The organism is Candidatus Bathyarchaeota archaeon (genome assembly GCA_026014685.1).
GTDB lineage: Archaea > Thermoproteota > Bathyarchaeia > Bathyarchaeales > Bathycorpusculaceae > Bathycorpusculum.
In genome coordinates, this window is sequence record JAOZHW010000001.1 from 70,804 (window position 1) to 89,657 (window position 18,854).

Here is an 18,854-nt window from a genome sequence, read left to right on the forward strand (position 1 = left end):
CCCGTAAAGCCGCTTGATTTCCCCCGCGGTTTTCCTCAGACGGGGCAGTATTTTGAGGATGTTTTGGCGTCCGCTTTTTGAAGCTGCATGTTGAGAAGTTCCACGGGCGAGAGGTCTTCAACGGTAACGCCGCCAAGCGTCATGTCAAGGTGCACAATGTCCGCCTTCACTTCTGCAAGGAGGCTTAAGCATAGTTCGGCTTCGTGAACAATAACTTCAAGGGTGGAATCGACTTCTCTGAATAGGGGTTGGGCAATGCGGTAAGCAGAGGGTTCACGGTACGGCGGCTCAACCAACACAGCAACCGACGCCACAAGAGAAACGGGTTTAAAGTATTCGTCCAGTATGGCTGCACCTGAGTCTGCCGCGATAACCTTCACTTTGGCACCTGACAAGGTAGGATACATTTGGGGCAGAATTAGTTTTCTGTTTTACCCTTCAAGCCCAAAGCCAAAATGTATTGTTCGCTGCTTTTTGCTCGGCTTGCCTGAGGCTTAACAATCTTAACTGATTCAAAAGTGCCTTTTACGTCTAAGATGAATTGGTCAAGTAGGTCTCCTTGGAAGACTTTGACGAAAAAGTTGCCGCCAGGTTTGAGGATGCTTTTAGCGATTTCAAGCGCTTTGGTAGCTAAGTCGATTTGGCATGCATGGTCAACTTCCCAGACGCCCGTCACGTTTGGGGCTGCGTCGGATATGACTACGTCAGGTTTGCGAGGCAGAAAAGACAATATCTGCTCCGCGATGTCGGGCTCCGTGAGGTCAGCGACTATGGTGCGGATGTATTCCTGTGTAAACGGCTCAATCGGTTTCAAATCGACGCCTAAGACAAAGCCGTGTTTGCCAGTCATTTTTCTGGCTGCCTGAATCCAACCGCCAGGTGCTGCCCCTAAATCCACCACAACGTCATGCAGTTTAATGAAGCCGTACTTGTTGTTGGCTTGAACTAGTTTGTAGGTGGAGCGGCTGCGGTAGTTTTCAGCTTTAGCTTTTTTATAGTAAAACTCGTTTTTTCGCTCACGTATCCAAGCTTTCGGCGTCAGGATCATCCTCTGGCATGTCTGGTTCCGCTACGGCGCTTGGGCCCTCAGGAGCTGCGGGGGCTTCTTTTCCAAGGTTTAGTATCCAGTCGGTAAGTCGTGGACAGGTTTTGGGGTTTATTGTGGTTGTGGGGTCGCAGCGTGCGTTGTCTGGACAGAGCAAGCAGGGGCAATCGATGATGGTTTCTATGGATGCAGGTAAGCGCTTGGGGTAGAGACGGTATGTCCATCTGCCTTCTTGGAGCTCTTTTTCCCTGCGGATAAGCCCTTTTTCTTCGAGTTTGATGGAGACGCGGGAGCCTTCGCGGCTGCTTGCGCCGAGTTCCCGCCATAAATCTGATTGAAGCACACCCTGATAGCCTGTACCGACGACGTAGTGGAGTGCTTTCTGTTCAAGGTCGTTACGCTTTGGCATTTTAGGATCTTCCGAGATAATACAGTAATATAAGCGTTGGATTCACATAAAAATATGTATCCCCAACTAATTGAGGAACCTTATGGTTAAAGTTCCAAAGAAATCCGCGGGCAAGTACTGCTTAGGCATCGAATCGACAGCAGACGACTTCGGCGTCGGAATAGCTACCTTTGAAGGCGAAATTTTGGCAAATAAATCCGACAGCTACATACCCACCGAAGGCGGCATTCACCCGCGGGAAGCGGCAAGACACCACGCCGAAGTATCCGACACAGTCCTACAAGACGCCCTCTCAAAATCAGGCGTCAAAACATCCGAGTTAACCTGCATCGCCTTCTCACAAGGCCCAGGCTTGGGACCATCACTCCGTACAGGGGCCACCGTTGCACGGGCTTTGGCTTCGTATCTGGAAATCCCCTTGGTCGGCGTCAACCACTCAGTTGCTCATATAGAAATCGGTAAACTCCAAACAGGCGCCAAAGACCCAGTAACCCTGTACGCTTCGGGAGGCAACACCATGGTCACCGCTTTCGAGTCGGGGCGTTACCGTGTGTTCGGAGAAACTCTCGACATAGCCTTGGGCAACTGTCTAGATGTGTTTGCAAGGGAGGCGGGGCTTAAGCACAAGAAGGGGGTGCCGCTGGGTGCAGCTATAGAGCAGTTAGCGCTCAAAAGCAGACGGCTGATTTCTTTGCCTTACGTGGTGAAGGGTATGGATCTTTCGCTTAGCGGCTTAGTAACTGCAGCGACCACTGCGCTGAGGCGGGGTGACTGTAGCTTAGAAGATGTCTGTTACAGTTTGCAGGAGCACGCTTTCTCTATGGTTACTGAGGTTACGGAGCGGGCGTTGGCGCATACGGAGAAGAAAGAGGTGCTATTAACGGGTGGTGTAGCGGCGAATAAGCGGCTCCAAGCCATGCTCGCGGTTATCGCGGAGGAGCATGACGCTAAATTTAGTGTGGTTCCGCTTCAATATGCAACTGACAACGGCGCCATGATTGCTTGGACAGGAACGTTGGCGTACCGCTATGGGTTGGTTACGCCGATTGATCAGAGCATGGTTAAGCTTCGTTGGCGAGTGGACAAGGTGGATGTGCCATGGATACAATAGACAAAACCCCCCAAGCCAAACTGCTCAAAAAGGGTGCAGAAGCTAGCCTGTTCCTTACAGATTGGTATGGACGCAAAGCAATAATCAAAATCCGCATACCTAAACTCTACCGCCCCACCGAGCTTGACCAGCAAATCCGCGCCTACCGCACCGTGCATGAGCCACAGTTGATGCATGAAGCAAAAGCTGCAGGAGTGTCGACGCCTTTGATTTATATGGTTAACGTGGCTGAATCCAAGATAATCATGCAGTACATCGAGGGCGAGCGGGTTAAAGAGTTGCTGAACAAAGCAGAGAAAAGCAGCCGCCAAGCCCTATGCATAAAAATAGGTGAATCCGTAGCTTATCTACACAAATATGGTTTAATTCACGGCGATTTAACTACTTCAAACATGATTAAAGCCTTAAACGGCAGAATCTACTTCATAGACTTTGGTTTAGGCGAAAAAAGCACGGAAATCGAATCTCAAGGCGTCGATTTACACCTGCTTAAACGTGCATTGCAGAGTACACATTTTGGGTTTTGGGAAGAATGCTTCAAGAGCGTTCTGTGCGGCTACAGCTCAGTTCGGGGTGTCGAGTGTGCGGAAAAGGTTTATGAGAAAATCCGCGAGATAGAGAGGCGTGGCCGCTATGTCGAAGAGCGCAAACAATAAGTTTACTTTGAAAGGCAGAGTCGTGTTTTTCGCAACAGGCAACGTCAACAAGTTCAACGAAGCCAGAAGTATCCTTGGAGCACGCGGAGTCGCCGTCGGCATGCTCAAACTCAAAGGCGACGAAATCCAAAGCGACAGCCTCCAAGAAATAGCCGAAAAAAGCGTCCAAAACGCCTACAAACACTGCCATCTGCCGATTTTTGTTGAAGACGCAGGCCTATTCATCGACACACTCAACGGCTTTCCCGGTCCATACGCAGCCTACGTTTACAAAACTATCCACAACAGCGGCATCCTCAAACTCATGAAAGGCGAAAAAAACCGCAAAGCCACCTTCCAATCAATCATCTCCTACTGCGACGACCAAAACACCATCGATCCCCTGAGCTTCTACGGTGAATCCAAAGGAAAAATCACCACTAAAGAGCGGATTGAGCAGGGCAAATCGGGCTTCGGCTTCGACCCCATCTTCCAACCAGAAGGCAGCAACAAAACCTTCGCCCAAATGACCATCGAAGAAAAAAACGGTTACTCGCATCGGGCGAATGCCATCCGCAAATTCGCCGAGTGGTACACAGTGCAACGTTGAGTTAAACAAAGTATTATATCTCTGGTATATCCAATACCACTTTTAGGGTACAGGGCATGAATAGGCGCGAACGTAGAAGCGACCCCTGGTATGAGGGACTAATCACGGCGTTAGCCGTCGGCGGCTTTCTAATCATATTTGCAGTAGTATTCGGGTTAACCCCAGGTGTCCCACAGAAATTCGGCGAATTCTTCAGCGACCTAACTGCACAAACATACCCCGTCGGCAACGGCACCCTGCTCCTCCCCGCACCCGCCCACCCAGCCCAACACATCGAAGTCTACAACACGGTGTTCAATTTTGCTTTGGCAACGGCGCTTTTGCAAGCCGCGATTTTGGCTCTGAGGGTTTGGGCTCATTCGAGGATTGGAAAGGTAGCGGAAACTGTGGGTAACATGGTTTTCTGGGCAGGAGCCTCCACCGTGACAAACGTGTTTCTGTTGGCTGGAACTTTAACGGGGTGGTTCACGTTTTGGGCAATCCTAATCATCCTTGCAGGTGTATCGCTCATAACCCAGTTCGTAATACGCATAGTTGCCCACCGAATCCACCGTTAAAAGCCGATGTCAACCCATTTTTTGGGGCTTGGACTAGTTACTTTTAAATATCTGTGCGGTGTGGTTTAGGTGCACAATAGGTGTAACGATGCCAAAGCAAGAAAGTGGAAAATCCCATTCAATTCGTCCAGTCAGCAGGCGCCCACCCAGCTGGTGCAAGTACCAGCCTGAAGAAGTAGAAGCCTTCATCATAAAACTCGCCAAAGAAGGCCACAACATGAGTTCAATAGGCACCATTCTACGCGACCAATACGCCATCCCACTCGTCAAACCCATCACAGGCAAAAGCATAAGCGACACCCTCAAAGCCGCAGGCTTAACACCCGCCATGCCCGAAGACCTTGCTAACCTCATGAAAAAAGCCCAAGCCATGGCAGTCCACATGGACAAAAACAAAAAAGACCTCCACAACAAACGCAACATGCAAATCATCGAAGCCCGCATCCACAAACTCAGCCGCTACTACAAACGTGAAGGCATACTCGATAAGAAGTTTAAGTACGAAGCAAAAATCGCTTCAGTAACCTAAACAGCTTCTTTCTTCAAAACTAATTTTATTCTTTTAGTTGATACGCCAGCTTTAAATCTAATCAGCCCTACATTTTGCAGAAGTGACCTGCATGGCGCAGCCGCAACCCGAAAGCATCCAGAAATTCTTAACCCAAGCCAACGAAGCAGCCAAAGTAATCACCGAAACCGCCCAAAAAGACGGCTTCATCAGCTGCTTTAGCCACCTTGACGCCGACGGAGTAGCCGCAGCAGGCGTCATATGCAAAATGCTCCATCGCCTAGACGCACGATTCCGCATGCGCGTTATGCAGTGGGTTGATGACAAGATCATCGCGGAAGTCACCGCCGACAAACCCCAACTCGTCATCCTAACAGACTTCGGCAGCGGCTACCTCGACTTGCTCAACGAGAAAATCCCCAACAACAAAATCGTCATCCTCGACCACCACCAAATCACTGGAGCAACAACTAACCCTAACTTCACCATGCTTAACCCACACGTTTACGGCATAGACGGCGCCACAGAAGTCAGCGGCTCAGGCGTCGCCTACTTCGCAGCCAAAGCAGTGAACCAAGCAAACGTGGACTGCGCCCCCATCGCAATCGTTGGCGCATTGGGCGACATGCAAGACAAGTACGAGCAGCGCAGCCTCAAAGGCTTAAACGAGTTAATCGTAAACGACGCCGTAGCCGCGGGGTTGCTTAAAGTCGACAAAGACCTCACCTTTTTCGGTAGAGAAACCCGACCCATCCACCGCATGCTCGCAACAACCACCAACCCCTTCATCCCAGGTTTAAGCGGACAAGAAACGGAATCTCTAAACTTCGTCACAAACTTGGGCATTCCCCTAAAGCAAGGCGACAAACTCCGCTCACTATGCGACCTAAACGATGAAGAACGCAAAAAGTTGTGCTCGGCGCTGGCTGACTACCTCTTATCTAAAGGGCTACATTTGGAAGTTGAAAACCTCATCGGTCACGTCTACGTTTTCACTAAAGAAGAACCCAACACCGCCCTGCGAGACGGCAGAGAATTCTCGGTGCTGCTCAATTCCACGGGCCGCATGGATCGCCCCAGCTTAGGCATAGCCATCTGTATGGGAGACCGCAAAGCAGCCTTAGAGGAATCAAACAAAATCCTCGAAGACTACCGAAAAAGCATCAACAAATACCTCGGCTGGGTCAGCGAAAAGCCTGAGCGCCTACGAGAGTACCAAAACATTTACGTGATCTACGGCGAGGATCAGATTAACGAGAAAATAATCGGCACCGTCTCAAGCATCCTCGTATCCACCTTACCCAACAATCTCAAACCACTCCTCGCATTCGCCAACATTCAAGCCGAAAATGCAGCCAAATTTTCAGGCAGAACCACCGAAGCCGCACTAATGAAGGGTGTGAACCTCGGCGACGTGATGCGACTGGCTTCTGAGGCGCATGGCGGCAAAGGCGGCGGACACAACATCGCTGCTGGCTCGCAGGTTCCGCTGGATAAGGTGGAGGCGTTCATTAAAACCGCAGACGAACTTGTTGGGCGGCAGTTAAAGGGTGAGAAGCTTGGAAGCGACAATCACACTTGAATACCCCGATGTCAAGATGGCGAAGGCTGTTGCGGCGGCGGTTTCACCTGACAACCTCAAAACCCCCAAAGGATTAAGGGTAAAAACCACTTTAGAAGACCACAGCGTTGTAACTCAGATTGAATGCAGCGGCAAACTGGCTACGTTCACTGCAACCATAGACGACCTGCTTTTCTGCGCCCAAACAGCCGAAAAAACCCTGCAAACAATGAACAGAACAAAGCACTAGTTGCTTTTGGGTTTGCCATCAAGCCAGTTAACCCCAGTTAACTCCGCCAAATCCCGCTTGAGCGCCACAAGGTCTTCCTTCCCCAACAGCCGAACATCATTTTTCCCCACAATTCTCGCATAATTCGCCATTTCCCGAGTGGAAACCGTCATAAAGTTGGTTAATCGCCTGATACCTTCCGCTACATCTAGCCGCTCAAGCAACACGGGGTCGTTTGTAGTTACTCCTGTAGGGCAGAGTCCTGTGTGGCAAACGCGGTACTGTTGACAGTTTATGGCAATCAAAGCAGCGGTGCCGATGTACACGGCGTCTGCACCTAACGCAAGGCACTTAGCGAAGTCAGCAGACGACCTCAAACCGCCTCCAGCAATCAAAGTGAGGCTGTCCCGTTTCCCAATTTTCCTCAAGTGCCTATCAGCTCGAGGCAACGCAGCAACAAGGGGCAACCCAACATGTTCCCGCACAAAAAGCTCCGTTGCACCCGTTCCCGCTCCAAAGCCGTCAAGCGCAATAAAATCCACCCCGCACTCGGCAAGCATCTCCACGTCGGCTTCTACGTTGCCGCAGCCGATTTTAGCTCCAACAGGAACGCCCCCAGTAGTCTCCTTTAGCCACCGCACCTTCTCTTTAAGCTCCAAGCTATTGGTGATGTCGGGGTGATGAGCAGGAGTAAATTCGTCCTCGCCTTCTTTTCGCCCAAAAAGCGCCGCCACTTCCCCAGTCATTTTTGAACCCGGCAAACGACTCAACCAACCCGGATACGCACCTTGCCCGAAGCGGATTTCCACCCCTGAACACCGCTTTAGAGCGTTTTGGGCAGATTCAAACCTTATTGGCGAGTACTGTATGATAAGGTGTTTTTGGGCTAACTCTATCTCTTCGGGAAGCACAACGTCTTCACCAGAGTTAACGGCGACATTGAGTTTTGAAGCAACGGTTGCCAAAATGAGGCGGATTTTTTTGGAGACTGCACCGTAACTCATACCGCTAAACATTATGGGAGTTGATGCTTTGAGGGGGCTGGCTGCTTTTGGTCCTATGACGATTTCGGTGTTGACTTTTTCGTCTATGTTAAGGGGGATTCTTTGTACTTGGGCGGGCACGAAATGCAGGTCTTGAAGGGAGAAGGGCATTTTTTTGATTGAACCCATCGAGGACAGGGGGCTGTCACCTTTGTCTGCAACCCTGCTTAAGTCAACCATTGCCTGGTAGTTTTCTTCGTCTTCCCCTAAAGATTTCTTGCGAAAATCAACCAACCAGTTCACCTACTACACGCATAACAGATGAGGAAGAACTAAACCGATTATTTAACCGTTAAAAAAGCTAGAAAACAGCAAAGCCTCTTTTTTTCTTTAAATAAGGGAGGGGAGGTCAGCACTGAGACGTCGCGTGATTCCAGCAGGTACGGATACGGAAGCGTATGCGCCCCAAAATAAGGAGCCATAGAAAAATCATGGCTTCACCAGCGTTGTGATGGAAATAATTTATTAGGTGTTTAGGGTACTTAGGGTTGAGAGGGAAGCGCCGTGAGCACAGAGAAAGAAAAACTCAACCAACTTTTAGCTAAAGTCGAAGAAATCTCCGTAACCTTAAACAAAGTTTCAGAGGAGCTCCGCTCGGTTTCTGCATCACTAAAATCCCTCGCAGTAGGCCAAATCACCCAACCTCCAAAACCCGCCTCTGCACAGTCATCAGCTTTCCATCCACCGCCTCCACAACCCACACCCAAACCCGCGCCTGTTCCAGCCGCAGCACCCGAAAGCGCCAAACTGCGGTCCCTCGACGACATACGCATGTCCTTCCCAGAAGAACTCGAATCCCGTCTAAGCTTCGAAGAGAAAGGCGACTACATCATCATAAAGCCTAAACAGTTCTTGGGCAGCGAGAACTTTGCCAAAATCGCCTCTGCCGTTCGCGGTATGGGTGGCGAGTACATCAGCGCAGGCAAAGACAGCCACTTCCGTGTGCCAAAAAAGAAAACCTAAACCTGCTATTTGATGTGTTTCCCTATTGTTTGCGCTTGATGCAGTACATCAGGCTGAGCTTTTAGTTCCGCGCGTTCTGTGGCTTTAGGTAATAAAACGCTTATCAAAGTCATCTCCAAATACCCCAAAGACATGTTAAACATGCCCACGGTGTGGTTGCATGCGTCTGCACCTTCTTCAGACGGAACCAAGAGCACGGCTTTTTTGTCTTTGAGCTTCTTTGAGGCTATGAATGGGCGTAATCGGTCAAGGAACAGTTTCATTTTTGCTGACGGACCATACCAGTAGAGTGGCGTGCCAAAAACTATAACGTCTGCGTTTTGGATTTTTGGGTAAAGCTTTTGCATGCCGTCCTTGAGCACACAGCGGAAGTTGCCTTTTTTGCATGCTTTGCAATCGATGCATGGCGCTATTTCCACGTTGTATAGGTACACTTTTTGGGTTGTGTGTTTGTTTTTGGCTGCGCCTGCGAGAACGGCTGACACCAGCAAGTCTGTGTTGCTGTTTTTACGTGGACTGCCCACTAACCCCAGAATCTTCATGTATCTAAACTATAGTGCTGATTGGGAATTTGAATTTAACCTTTCAAGTTAATGAAAATGTTAGTAGAGTATGTCGAAAGTTTTGAATTCTGCCTTAAACGGCTGCCACTCCACAGAAACCGCAGTTACCACAGCGCCAGCTGGACCTTTATGGCAAAACTCCACCAGCGCTTTAACCGCGGATTCGTCGCCCTCAAAAACTGCTTCAACCCTGCCATCCTCAAGGTTCTTTACCCAGCCTTTGACGCCGTGACGTTGTGCTTGGGTTTTTGTGTTTTGTCTAAAATATACGCCTTGGACTCTGCCATTTACGAGTAGGTGTGCACGTACGTTCATGGTGTAAATCGTGTTTTTTGTGTTTAATAGGTTTTCACTTTCAATTACCCCTCTACTGTATGGAAGAGTTGCTTCTGGATTTGTCTTAAAAGAGAAATCAACTGAATGACGCGTGGAGATTGTGCATATGTTTAAGGGTAACTCAGGTAAACTGATGGTTTACGCATCTACAGTTATGCCGAGCAGAGAACGTTTAACCTCAGTTAGAGAGGCAGCAAAAGAAACCGCGAAACGCCTCAACTTGGATTTTGAAATGGTACGTTTCGAACGTGGAAGCACACCCATCTATGTGTACTATGAAGAAAATGAAGGAGAACCGATTCCACTCTACTGTGACGAAGGAAAAGCTTCAGGTTTAGAAGAAATCAGCAGCGCCTTGAGACACATGATGTTTGTCCTGTCGTTTCATCCCAAGCATCTGGCGCTGGCGCAAATGCGAAGTGAATTGCTTAAACTTTCTTAAACCGAATCGATTGATTCTCCAAAACTACCTCGTAAACTTGGTTAACGTCAAAGGCTATTGCCAAGTTGTCGTATTCATGTTCTGTTAGGAAGAGGATAATTTTAGGTGTTCCCATCTGTTGGCGCTGAGGCAGAAAGGGCATCTGTGTTTGAAGTGCCTGCATGATGTCCTGTGCCATCTTTACTTCGTCAGATTGGGGGCGCAGCACGTATGGGTTCACTTCTCGCTCTTCGAGTAACTCGATTCTTTTGCCAAGGTTTCCGTCCAAGTCGCGGATAGACTCGATTTTGTTGACTCTTACGCGGAACAATCTTTCACGTCCTTGTTTAAGGATAATAGGGTCAGAGATTTAAACCATTAACAAGACAACTCAGCAGTCAAGGGGCTTTGGTGCCGTTTTCTGTTGGCTTAGTGTTTGGGTTGGCTTGTTTTTTGAGTTGCGCAATTTGGCTGTCGATTTGCTTTAGCTGCTCTTTGAGGGATTTGATGTTTTCTAAAGCGTGCTTTCGTCTGTTTTCTAGTTGCTGGAGGTTTTCTTTACAGTTTTTGTTCTCATCTAAAAACGCGCTGAAAGGTGTAGGTGGAAAAGGCATACCTGAAGTTTCTACGTTAAGTACATCGCGTGCGAACTCGTTAAACAGGTTACTGATGTTGTTAAAAATCTCGGTCTGCTTAACTATGGCACGTCGCATGATTGCGTTGCCAGGTTTTGTGATTGTATAGATTTTGAGTCTGCGGTTTTTTTGGGTTTGCCACTGTCCTTTGATGAAGCCTGACGTTTCTAAATCGCGGAGTATGGGGTAGACTCCTCCGGGTGTGGGTCGCCAGAAGCCGCTTGTGCGGTTGTTGATTTCTTTCATGATTTCGTAGCCGTGTGAGGGTTTTCTGCTGAGTAGAATGAGGACTCCGAGTCGGATGTAGCCTTTTTGGGCTTCTTTGAGCCAGTTTTGGGTGGTTGCGTCTTCGGTTTGTGGTTTCATCAAGTTCGAAATATATAGTGTTATTCGGTAATACTTATATTTTGCCACAATATATTGCACTGAATAATATACCATCCAATAATATAGAGGGAAAACTTTGGACGACACCAACATCATCGAAGCAAAAAACCTAACCAAAACCTTCGGCAAATTCACCGCCGTAGACGACATATCCTTCACCGTTAAAAAAGGCGAAATCTTCGGGCTCTTGGGCCCCAACGGCGCAGGCAAAAGCACCACACTCCGCATGCTCTCCACGCTTTCCCGCCCCACAAAAGGCACAGCCACAATCGGCGGCTACGACACCGTAAAAAACGACATGGAAGTCCGAAAACTCATAGGCATAGTCAGCGAAAAAATGATCATCTACAACCGCTTAACCGCCAAAGAAAACCTCTACTTCTTTGGCAACCTCTACAACATCCCCAAAGACACCCTCACAAAAAGAATCGACGAACTCCTTGAACTCGTCAAACTTACTAAATGGAAAGACACCCAAGTCGGCACCTTCTCCACAGGCATGCGGCAGCGAATGAACGTTGTACGTGCTTTGTTGAATATGCCGCAGGTGCTGTTTTTGGATGAGCCGACGTTGGGTTTGGACCCGCAGTCTTCGGTGGAAATTCGCGAGTTCGTCAAAAAACTCAACCAAGAACAAGGCACCACAGTCGTGTTAACGACGCACATGATGGTTGATGCAGATTTGCTCTGCGACCGTATCGCTATAGTGGACCACGGTAAAATCATTTCGCTTGACACTTCCACTAATCTAAAGAAGATAATTTCTGGAGCAGACACCATGATAATCAAGCTTGAAGTCGCCAATCTCACTCAGGACATAATTACCGCGATTCGTGGACTCAAATGTGTAGACGCTGTCACACAAGAGAATTCACTTTCCCTGCACATAATCGTGCATGGCGAAGAAGCCTTCGACAACATAGTTGACATTGTTAGGTCACGTAATGGGAAAATTACCTCGATGGCAAACCTCCAACCTACATTAGAGGACGTGTTTTTGCACATAACTGGGCACGAAGTTCGCGATAGCGCTGACCAGAAAATTCCAATGGAGCATGGTCCAAAAGAGTTCCGACCTCAAAGGAGAGTAAGGTGAATAGCATATGACAGCAAAAACCGTAATTAACCACAGCCTTCGAATTGCTTGGAAAGACTTAATGGAGCTTTTCCGTAACCGACTAGGCTTAGTCTTGCTTGTTGTGATGCCTCTGTTTATGATGGTTATGGTTGGCTTCATCTACCCCTCAGGCGGTGTGAGCATAAGCAACATGCCCATCGCAGTCGTAAACGAGGACACAGGTTTTAGTGGCTCCACGATTCCAAGCCAAACCTTCATCACGACACTTCAGGGCATAAACAACCAAACAGGGATGATGACCCTCACCACCGCGTCCAGTTTGGATGAAGTTAAGGATTTGGTGCAGCGGGGCGAACTCAGTGGCGGCATAGTCATCCCAAGCAACTTTAGTCAATCCATCTATAGCGGACAGCAGGGAACCGTAATTATCGTGACTGATCAGTCTAACCCGCAGATTTCCGCAACCATCCAAAGCGTCCTTACAAGTGTATTCGACGAAATGGGCACTATGATGGCACAGCAGCAGGTACAATCTATGAATCCTGCGCTTAATGCGACTTCTGCGTTGGCAGTGGTTAAACCCCTTAACGTTCAGACACAGGGTGTTGTGCCGGGTAACCCAAGCTACTTCGATTTCGTCGCGCCAGGCATCATGGCTATGACTGTTATGATGAGTGTGATGACAGGGTTGCCTGTGGCGATTTCTCAGGAGAAAGAGATCGGCACCATGGATGGCATGATGGTTGCTCCAGTGAATCGCCTCTCGATTCTGTTGGGCAAGACTTTGGCGCAGACTGCCCGAGGCTTAATCCAAGGAGTCATCATCTTAGCGCTGGCAATAGGTATATTCGGGGTCACCATACAGGGCAGCATATTGCTTGTGTTTGCGTTGCTGCTGTTGGGTGTGTTTAGCTTTGTCGGTTTAGGCATAGTCATCACATCTTTCACCAAAGACCAAGAAACCGCCCAGATGCTCATGATGACCGTGATGTTTCCGATGATGTTCCTAAGCGGAGTGTTCTTCCCAATTCAGCAGATGCCTGCCTTTATGCAAACTATCTCAAGCTTCCTACCGTTGACGTACGCTTCAAGTGCGCTACGCAAGGTGATGGTGCTTGGGGCGGGTGTTCCGCAGATATCCACTGAACTAATAATCTTGGTAGCGTTCGGTATAGTAATGATAGCTATCGCGCTGCCTGTTTTCCGAAGAATGATGACAAGATAGGAGATGAAAAAATGAGCACACTATGTTCAAAATGTCCCTTCTTCCAGCTTCCGCCACTGCTGCGGAGGAAGAATTCGCGGAAACGATGCCGCATAGAACCCCAACGGCAACTACGCATCTATGAATGCAAAGATTACCCAAAAAAGACCGCTTAAAAAGCGGCCCTTCTGCGGATTTTCTACTCTACAGTGGAAAAAGGAAAAATCAGGTGCTGGATAGCAGGGAGCCTATTTTTTGTTCATCAAGTATTCGTGCATGGCTTTTGCCGCACGTTTGCCTGCGCCCATTGCACTGATGACTGTTGCTGCACCTGTCGCGACGTCGCCGCCTGCGTAGACTCCGTCGAGGCTGGTTTTGCCGACTTCGTTAACGCATATAGTGCCGTGTCTGGGATCACTTTGTAAACCGTCGGTTGTGCGCTGTATGATTGGGTTCGGTGTTTGCCCGATGGCGATGATTACGGTATCGGTTTCCATGATGAATTCGCTGCCTGGAATCGCTTTGACTCCGCGTCTGCCCTTTGCATCTGGCTCGGTAAGTTCCATAGCGATGCATTTCATGGCTTTAACCCAGCCTTTAGAGTCCCCATAGAATTCGACGGGTGCTGCGAGGAACTTGCAGACTAAGCCTTCTTCTTCGGCGTTTTCGATTTCTTCATGTCTTGCAGGTAATTCGTCACGTGAACGTCTATACAGTAAGCAAACTGATGAACCCAGTCTCATGCTGCTTCTTGCGCAGTCCATTGCTACGTTGCCGCCGCCGATGACCACGACGTGTTTGCCTATGCGAATTGGGGTGTCGTATTCGGGGAATTGGAAGGCTTTCATGAGGTTTACGCGGATGAGGAATTCGTTGGCGCTATAGATGCCTCCGAGGTTTTCGCCTGGGCAACCAGTGAATGTCGGTAAGCCTGCGCCGCTGCCGATGAAGACTGCGTCGTAGCCGCCTTCTTTCATGAGTTCAGGGATTGTGTGGATTCTGCCGATTAAGTTGCCGAGTCGTAGGTCAACGCCGAGTTTCTGGACGTAGTTAACTTCGTTGTTTACGATGGCTTTAGGTAAACGGAACTCTGGGATGCCATAAGAGAGCACACCACCGCCGACGTGAAGCGCTTCAAACATGGTGACTTGGTGGCCGAGTTTGGCAAGGTCTGCTGCAACAGTTAAACCCGCTGGGCCTGCACCGATAACGGCCACTTTTTTGCCTGTCGGTGGCTCTTTTGGAGGAATCTGGTAGCCGTTGTCGCGTTCCCAGTCAGCTAAAAACCTCTCAAGCCGACCGATACTTACAGGTTCACCCATTCTGCCGATGACACATTTAGCTTGACACTGCGTCTCCTGTGGGCAAACACGACCGCAAACTGCTGGAAGGGCGTTTTTGGTTTTAATGATTTGGATGCCTTCCGCGTACTTCTTCTCTTTGATACATTTAATGAACTGGGGGATTGGGACCTCAACGGGGCACCCTTGGCGGCACATGGGGTTTGGGCACTGCAGGCAGCGACTGGCTTCTTCTTGAGCTTCCGCTTCAGTGTAACCTAAGGCGACTTCGCTAAAGTTTTTCGCCCTTACTTTGGGGTCTTGTTTTGCCATTTCAACGGCTTTCTTGTTTAGTTTCGGTTTAGGCTTTGTTTCTGCCACACTTGCAACCTCCACTGATTTCTGCTAAAACACTGCTTAACCTTTCTTCAGGAAGCATAGTTCTTTGTCGCATGATTAATTCGTCAAAGTCAACTTGGTGCCCGTCAAACTCGGCGCCATCCACGCAGCCAAAAAGCATCTTGCCGCCTACAGTTACACGGCAGACACCACACATACCCATGCCGTCAATCATTATCGGCGTTAGGGTAACCATTGTAGGTATGTTGTAGGGTTTGGTGATTTCGCTGACATCCTTCATAAGTATTACTGGACCCATAACCACGCATCGGTCAAACTTTTCTTTCTTTAAGAGCTCTTTGAGAAAATCTAAACCCTTGTAGCCTTTAGAGCCATCGTCAGTGGCTATGATTACTTCGTCACTGTACTTCTTAGCTTCCTCCTCAAGCATAATAAAAGGCTCTGAACGCGCACCCAGCACCGTAGTAACAGAGTTACCTGCTTCCTTCATGGCTTTAGACTGCAAAAGAAGAGGCGCAATCATGACGCTGCCACCGACGCAAAGCACCTTGCCGAATTTTTTGATTTCCGAAGGATTGCCCAGCGGACCCGTGACGTTGTCGATTTCTTCACCTACTGAAAGTTTGCCAAGGTCTTTTGTAGTTTTGCCGACTTCGTGGAAAGCAAAAGATATCGTGCCTTTTTTGGTGTCGTAACCACAGATGGTTAAGGGTATACGTTCCCCTTTTTCACCGTGGATAACAATCAAGAACTGCCCTGGACGTGCTTTGGCAGCGATTTCTGGAGCTTCCACTTCGAAGAGCTTGATTTTTGGAACTAACTCGGTTTTGCTAACTATCTTGTACATTCCGCTTTAGCCTCCACTTTTGCTTCTTTAGGTAAACTTGCGATTTTCTGGTAGAACTCATTAAGCTTCTGCTCGAAATCTCCTTGACATCTCGGCGACTCCTCGTAGAGTTGGAACCGCTCAAGCAGATTCTTCTTTTTGAGAACATCGAGAATTACTCCCAAGTTGCGCTCTGCAGTGTCACGACCTTCCTGTAACTTGCAGTCTTTTGAAGAGCAAACAACAGCTATGACTCCTTCAAAACCGCAGCTTAACGCGTTCACGACATGCACAGGGTCGAGTGATTTGAAGCAAGGAACCTCAAGCGCCAAGATGTTTTTGCCTTCAAACGCCTTGTTGGGGTTGTCAAGTGCAGAAAACTCTGACCACTGACAAATAAACGCGAGAACTGCAGGTCCTTTACCCTGCATCGCCACTTTCTGCCCAGATTCGCCATAGCGTTTAAGCACGTTTTCAAATTCGAAGCCTTTGACTTGTATGGCGTGGTGGGGGCAAACCAGTTGGCAAGCACCGCATCCAACACATTTTTCTTCGATGACTTTAGGTGTTGCAAAGGGCTCGAACTCTAAGGCTTTGTAGGGGCAAATAAAGATGCATTTGTCGCAGCCCACACACTCCAGTACGTCGTAGACTGCTTTGCGGGAGAATTTGATGACTCGAACAGCGTTTTCGTCGAAGCCAAGTTGTTTGAGGACGTTTTTTGCGAGGGTTAATCTGCGGGTGTTGATTTTGGTGCCTTCTTTGTAGCGGCAGAAGGGGTCCTCACATTGGATGGAAACAATGTTTTTTATGCCCATGTTTAGGGCTTCAAAGACAAAGTCTGTTGGAACTCTGCCCGCGCATGGCAACCTGAGGGAAAGGTAATTGTCAATTTTGAGGTTCTGTTCTTTGAGTATGTCTTTGACTTCGCCTGTGTTTGGAGAGTTGCCACGGCACATCAAAACTAACGTTTCAGTTCTAGGCGACTTCGCCTGAGCTTGCTTTAAGTAATCAGTCAAGTTGTCGTAGGTGTAGTACTGCATTTTTATGGCAGAAGCTGGACAAGCACTATAACAGATGCCGCAAACTTGGCATTCTTCGATGTTGATGTTTACTTTGCCTTCGTCGTCACGTTTGATGGCTTGGTAGGGGCAGATGGATTGGCAAACGTAACATCTGCTGCATAAGTCCTGATTAACCTCAACTACAGCGAGACATTTCTCACTCATCGCTAAACCTCTCATTACGCTCTGCTGAAATGCCTAAGCGGGTGGGCTGAAGCATTTATCGAAAGCACAAGAAGGCTTTCAGAGTGATATAATCCTTCCTCTAAAAAATGTGAAAAACCCCTATATAACATCGGGTTAACAAACGTATTATTTCGCTGATTTTAAGTCAAAAATAGATATAGAGGACTTTACAAAAAGGAGAAGCTAAAAACAGCTATTTCTTGTAGTATGGCCGCCTTATGAAGGCGTATGCTTCAAGCGCCGCCGTGATACCCTGCCCAACCGCTGTACCAACCTGCTTGACGGGGTGATTTGTTACGTCTCCAGCCGCGTACACCCCTTCGAGGTTGGTGCGTTGGTGCATGTCGATTTTGATGTAGCCATGCTCGTCGACTTCTACACCTGCAGCGTTTGCCAATTGACTGTTGGGTGCTTCGCCGACCTGCACAAACACCGCATCCACCGCTAACTCGCTGATTTGCCCAGTTGAGTTGTCGATTAAGGTGACGGAGCGGACTTGGCGGTCGCCTTTGATTTCTCGGATTTCCGTGTTCCAGAGGATGTTGACGTTTGTTTTGGCTTTAAGGTCGTTTACAAGCGATTCTTCTGCACGAAAAACATCCCGTCTGTGAATAACTGTAACTTGAGAGGCTAAACCTGAAAGGTAAAGAGTGGTAATACAGGACGAATTGCCGCCGCCAACAACCACCACCTTTTTGCCCTTAAAGAAGGGCCCATCACACACTCCACAGTAGCTAACACCTCTACCGCGGAACTCTTTCTCGCCTTTAGCACCAATCTCTTTGTAATGTGAGCCAGTGGCGATGATGACGGCTTTGGCGGTGTAAGATGCACCTGTGGTTGTTACTGTTTTGGTTTCGCCTTTAAGGTCTAGGGCGGTTACGGCTTCAATGTCATGAATGTTGGCACCAAGGGCGCGTGCGTGGTCAGCCATCTTCTGCGCCAACTCGCCGCCGCTTATGGAGACAAAACCGGGGTAATTGACGATTGTGGGGGCATCTGCGATGGTGCCTCCAGCGAATTTCTCATCCAAAACCAAAGTTTTCAATCCACTTCTAACAGCGTAAATCGCTGCGGCGAGTCCCGCTGAACCTGCACCGACGATAATGACATCCCAATTATCCATAACAAGCAACCTTCATTGGAGATAGATTGGGTTGAAGCAGTTTATGAAGCGTTCGATTGATGCAGGTTTTTTGGGACAATTATTAATAGACTGGAGAAGTAATATTTTTCTGTGGAATAATGACGATCGAAGTTGAACTCAAAGAAATCAAGTCCTTGTTATCAGCTGTTAACAAGAAACTGGACTCTTTGCTGGAAGAAAGAGAAACAGAGATGATTACAGCTCTTGAAGAGCAAGCGCTAAGAGAGTTTTTAGCTGAAGAACCTGACCTCTATTCGATTAAAGACGTTAAAACAAAGGTTAATTGCAATTGAAGGGTAAGATAGTTCTAATTACGTTTCCATTCACCGATTTAACCTCTACTAAACTGAGACCTGCACTTGTTTTATACGAAAGCGAAAAAGACGTCATGGTAGTCTTCATTTCATCGAGAAAAGCAAAAGCCACCTCTAAAGACGTCATGATTGCTGAAAAGCACCCAGAATTCAAGCAAACTGGACTAAAGGTAGATTCATTTTTGAAGATTGAAAAAATAGCAACTCTATCCAAAAGGTTAATTGTAGGAGAATTAGGGCATGTTGGCCCTAAACTTAGGAAGGAAATAAACAGTAAGGTAACAAAAGCACTCAAACTCTAATTCAAACAAGTGACCATTAAGTCTACGTTTCCAATAAGCTGATATGTTCGTTGTGTCTTATTTTTTGTCGCTTCTGGAAG

At 48.2% G+C, this 18,854-nt stretch carries 26 protein-coding genes; 14 read left to right on the forward strand and 12 right to left on the reverse strand.

The annotated features are described in order from the left end of the window. Positions 1 to 35 precede the first annotated feature (35 nt). Genes NWE96_00350 through NWE96_00360 form a run of 3 tightly spaced genes read right to left on the reverse strand, consistent with a single transcriptional unit; the run spans position 36 to position 1,454 of the window. Entirely contained in the window at positions 36 to 380 is a 345-nt protein-coding gene (locus NWE96_00350) for a DUF4152 family protein (GenBank protein ID MCW3982427.1), read from the reverse strand. 38 nt (positions 381 to 418) lie between these two features. Beyond that, entirely contained in the window at positions 419 to 1,048 is a 630-nt protein-coding gene (locus NWE96_00355) for an RlmE family RNA methyltransferase (GenBank protein MCW3982428.1), read from the reverse strand. Next, positions 1,017 to 1,454, reverse strand: a complete 438-nt coding sequence (locus NWE96_00360; protein ID MCW3982429.1) for a transcriptional regulator — start codon at positions 1,452 to 1,454, stop codon at positions 1,017 to 1,019. The genes NWE96_00355 and NWE96_00360 overlap by 32 nt, the downstream gene beginning before the upstream one ends. An 82-nt stretch (positions 1,455 to 1,536) precedes the next feature. Between NWE96_00360 and kae1 the strand changes: the two genes are divergently transcribed. The 7 genes from kae1 to NWE96_00395 all read left to right on the forward strand — a co-directional run bounded on the left by kae1 (position 1,537) and on the right by NWE96_00395 (position 6,686). Next, the gene (gene kae1, locus NWE96_00365; protein MCW3982430.1) at positions 1,537 to 2,565 is read left to right on the forward strand and encodes a KEOPS complex N(6)-L-threonylcarbamoyladenine synthase Kae1; all 1,029 of its coding nucleotides are present in this window, start codon (positions 1,537 to 1,539) and stop codon (positions 2,563 to 2,565) included. Beyond that, entirely contained in the window at positions 2,553 to 3,221 is a 669-nt protein-coding gene (locus NWE96_00370; GenBank protein ID MCW3982431.1) for a Kae1-associated kinase Bud32, read from the forward strand. Before kae1 ends, NWE96_00370 begins: the two co-directional genes overlap by 13 nt. Then, positions 3,199 to 3,810 (forward strand): XTP/dITP diphosphatase, encoded by a 612-nt coding sequence (locus tag NWE96_00375; protein ID MCW3982432.1) that lies wholly within the window; start codon positions 3,199 to 3,201, stop codon positions 3,808 to 3,810. The genes NWE96_00370 and NWE96_00375 overlap by 23 nt, the downstream gene beginning before the upstream one ends. A 56-nt stretch (positions 3,811 to 3,866) precedes the next feature. Continuing rightward, positions 3,867 to 4,367, forward strand: coding sequence for a hypothetical protein (locus NWE96_00380; protein MCW3982433.1), 501 nt, complete (start codon positions 3,867 to 3,869; stop codon positions 4,365 to 4,367). 88 nt (positions 4,368 to 4,455) lie between these two features. Continuing rightward, positions 4,456 to 4,896, forward strand: coding sequence for a 30S ribosomal protein S15 (locus tag NWE96_00385; protein MCW3982434.1), 441 nt, complete (start codon positions 4,456 to 4,458; stop codon positions 4,894 to 4,896). 91 nt (positions 4,897 to 4,987) lie between these two features. Continuing rightward, entirely contained in the window at positions 4,988 to 6,457 is a 1,470-nt protein-coding gene (locus tag NWE96_00390; GenBank protein ID MCW3982435.1) for a DHH family phosphoesterase, read from the forward strand. Beyond that, positions 6,435 to 6,686: a KEOPS complex subunit Pcc1 gene (locus NWE96_00395; GenBank protein MCW3982436.1), complete on the forward strand. Its 252-nt coding sequence runs from the start codon at positions 6,435 to 6,437 to the stop codon at positions 6,684 to 6,686. The genes NWE96_00390 and NWE96_00395 overlap by 23 nt, the downstream gene beginning before the upstream one ends. Here NWE96_00395 and NWE96_00400 read toward each other — a convergent pair. Next, complete coding sequence (locus NWE96_00400) at positions 6,683 to 7,942, reverse strand: FMN-binding glutamate synthase family protein (GenBank protein MCW3982437.1); 1,260 nt, start codon at positions 7,940 to 7,942, stop codon at positions 6,683 to 6,685. The two genes, NWE96_00395 and NWE96_00400, sit on opposite strands and share 4 nt — an antisense overlap. Before the next feature lie 270 nt (positions 7,943 to 8,212). On the opposite strand from NWE96_00400, the gene NWE96_00405 reads away from it, so the two are divergent. After that, positions 8,213 to 8,671: a hypothetical protein gene (locus tag NWE96_00405; protein ID MCW3982438.1), complete on the forward strand. Its 459-nt coding sequence runs from the start codon at positions 8,213 to 8,215 to the stop codon at positions 8,669 to 8,671. A gap of 5 nt (positions 8,672 to 8,676) precedes the next feature. On the opposite strand, the gene NWE96_00410 is transcribed toward NWE96_00405, so the two are convergent. Both NWE96_00410 and NWE96_00415 read right to left on the reverse strand, forming a co-directional pair. Beyond that, complete coding sequence (locus NWE96_00410; protein ID MCW3982439.1) at positions 8,677 to 9,213, reverse strand: flavodoxin family protein; 537 nt, start codon at positions 9,211 to 9,213, stop codon at positions 8,677 to 8,679. 60 nt (positions 9,214 to 9,273) lie between these two features. Further along, positions 9,274 to 9,549, reverse strand: a complete 276-nt coding sequence (locus NWE96_00415; protein ID MCW3982440.1) for an acylphosphatase — start codon at positions 9,547 to 9,549, stop codon at positions 9,274 to 9,276. A 127-nt stretch (positions 9,550 to 9,676) separates the two neighbouring features. Between NWE96_00415 and NWE96_00420 the strand changes: the two genes are divergently transcribed. Next, positions 9,677 to 10,012, forward strand: coding sequence for a hypothetical protein (locus NWE96_00420; GenBank protein MCW3982441.1), 336 nt, complete (start codon positions 9,677 to 9,679; stop codon positions 10,010 to 10,012). Here the strand turns inward: NWE96_00420 and NWE96_00425 are convergent. Together NWE96_00425 and NWE96_00430 are read right to left on the reverse strand one after the other, a co-directional pair. After that, positions 9,999 to 10,322, reverse strand: a complete 324-nt coding sequence (locus NWE96_00425; GenBank protein MCW3982442.1) for an arcadin 1 — start codon at positions 10,320 to 10,322, stop codon at positions 9,999 to 10,001. The two genes, NWE96_00420 and NWE96_00425, sit on opposite strands and share 14 nt — an antisense overlap. Before the next feature lie 67 nt (positions 10,323 to 10,389). After that, the gene (locus NWE96_00430; GenBank protein MCW3982443.1) at positions 10,390 to 11,040 is read right to left on the reverse strand and encodes a PadR family transcriptional regulator; all 651 of its coding nucleotides are present in this window, start codon (positions 11,038 to 11,040) and stop codon (positions 10,390 to 10,392) included. A gap of 49 nt (positions 11,041 to 11,089) precedes the next feature. On the opposite strand from NWE96_00430, the gene NWE96_00435 reads away from it, so the two are divergent. From NWE96_00435 to NWE96_00445, 3 genes are read left to right on the forward strand one after another with little or no spacing between them, the layout of a single operon-like run. After that, entirely contained in the window at positions 11,090 to 12,109 is a 1,020-nt protein-coding gene (locus NWE96_00435) for an ABC transporter ATP-binding protein (protein ID MCW3982444.1), read from the forward strand. 7 nt (positions 12,110 to 12,116) lie between these two features. Next, a complete protein-coding gene (locus NWE96_00440) occupies positions 12,117 to 13,316 on the forward strand; it encodes an ABC transporter permease (protein ID MCW3982445.1) in 1,200 nt (399 codons plus the stop codon). A gap of 11 nt (positions 13,317 to 13,327) precedes the next feature. After that, complete coding sequence (locus tag NWE96_00445; GenBank protein ID MCW3982446.1) at positions 13,328 to 13,471, forward strand: hypothetical protein; 144 nt, start codon at positions 13,328 to 13,330, stop codon at positions 13,469 to 13,471. Between the two features lie 72 nt (positions 13,472 to 13,543). Here the strand turns inward: NWE96_00445 and gltA are convergent, their stop codons facing one another. The 4 genes from gltA to trxB form a co-directional block, all read right to left on the reverse strand. Further along, entirely contained in the window at positions 13,544 to 14,908 is a 1,365-nt protein-coding gene (gltA, locus tag NWE96_00450; protein MCW3982447.1) for an NADPH-dependent glutamate synthase, read from the reverse strand. Positions 14,909 to 14,936: 28 nt separating this feature from the next. Next, entirely contained in the window at positions 14,937 to 15,782 is an 846-nt protein-coding gene (locus NWE96_00455; GenBank protein ID MCW3982448.1) for a sulfide/dihydroorotate dehydrogenase-like FAD/NAD-binding protein, read from the reverse strand. Further along, positions 15,770 to 16,990, reverse strand: a complete 1,221-nt coding sequence (locus tag NWE96_00460) for a hydrogenase iron-sulfur subunit (GenBank protein MCW3982449.1) — start codon at positions 16,988 to 16,990, stop codon at positions 15,770 to 15,772. Before NWE96_00460 ends, NWE96_00455 begins: the two co-directional genes overlap by 13 nt. Positions 16,991 to 17,204: 214 nt before the next feature. Beyond that, the gene (gene trxB, locus NWE96_00465) at positions 17,205 to 18,137 is read right to left on the reverse strand and encodes a thioredoxin-disulfide reductase (protein MCW3982450.1); all 933 of its coding nucleotides are present in this window, start codon (positions 18,135 to 18,137) and stop codon (positions 17,205 to 17,207) included. A 119-nt stretch (positions 18,138 to 18,256) separates the two neighbouring features. Here trxB and NWE96_00470 point away from each other — a divergent pair, with 119 nt between their 5' ends. Both NWE96_00470 and NWE96_00475 read left to right on the forward strand, forming a co-directional pair. Next, positions 18,257 to 18,451 (forward strand): hypothetical protein, encoded by a 195-nt coding sequence (locus tag NWE96_00470; GenBank protein ID MCW3982451.1) that lies wholly within the window; start codon positions 18,257 to 18,259, stop codon positions 18,449 to 18,451. Beyond that, a complete protein-coding gene (locus NWE96_00475) occupies positions 18,448 to 18,774 on the forward strand; it encodes a type II toxin-antitoxin system PemK/MazF family toxin (protein MCW3982452.1) in 327 nt (108 codons plus the stop codon). The genes NWE96_00470 and NWE96_00475 overlap by 4 nt, the downstream gene beginning before the upstream one ends. The last annotated feature ends 80 nt before the right edge of the window (positions 18,775 to 18,854 follow it).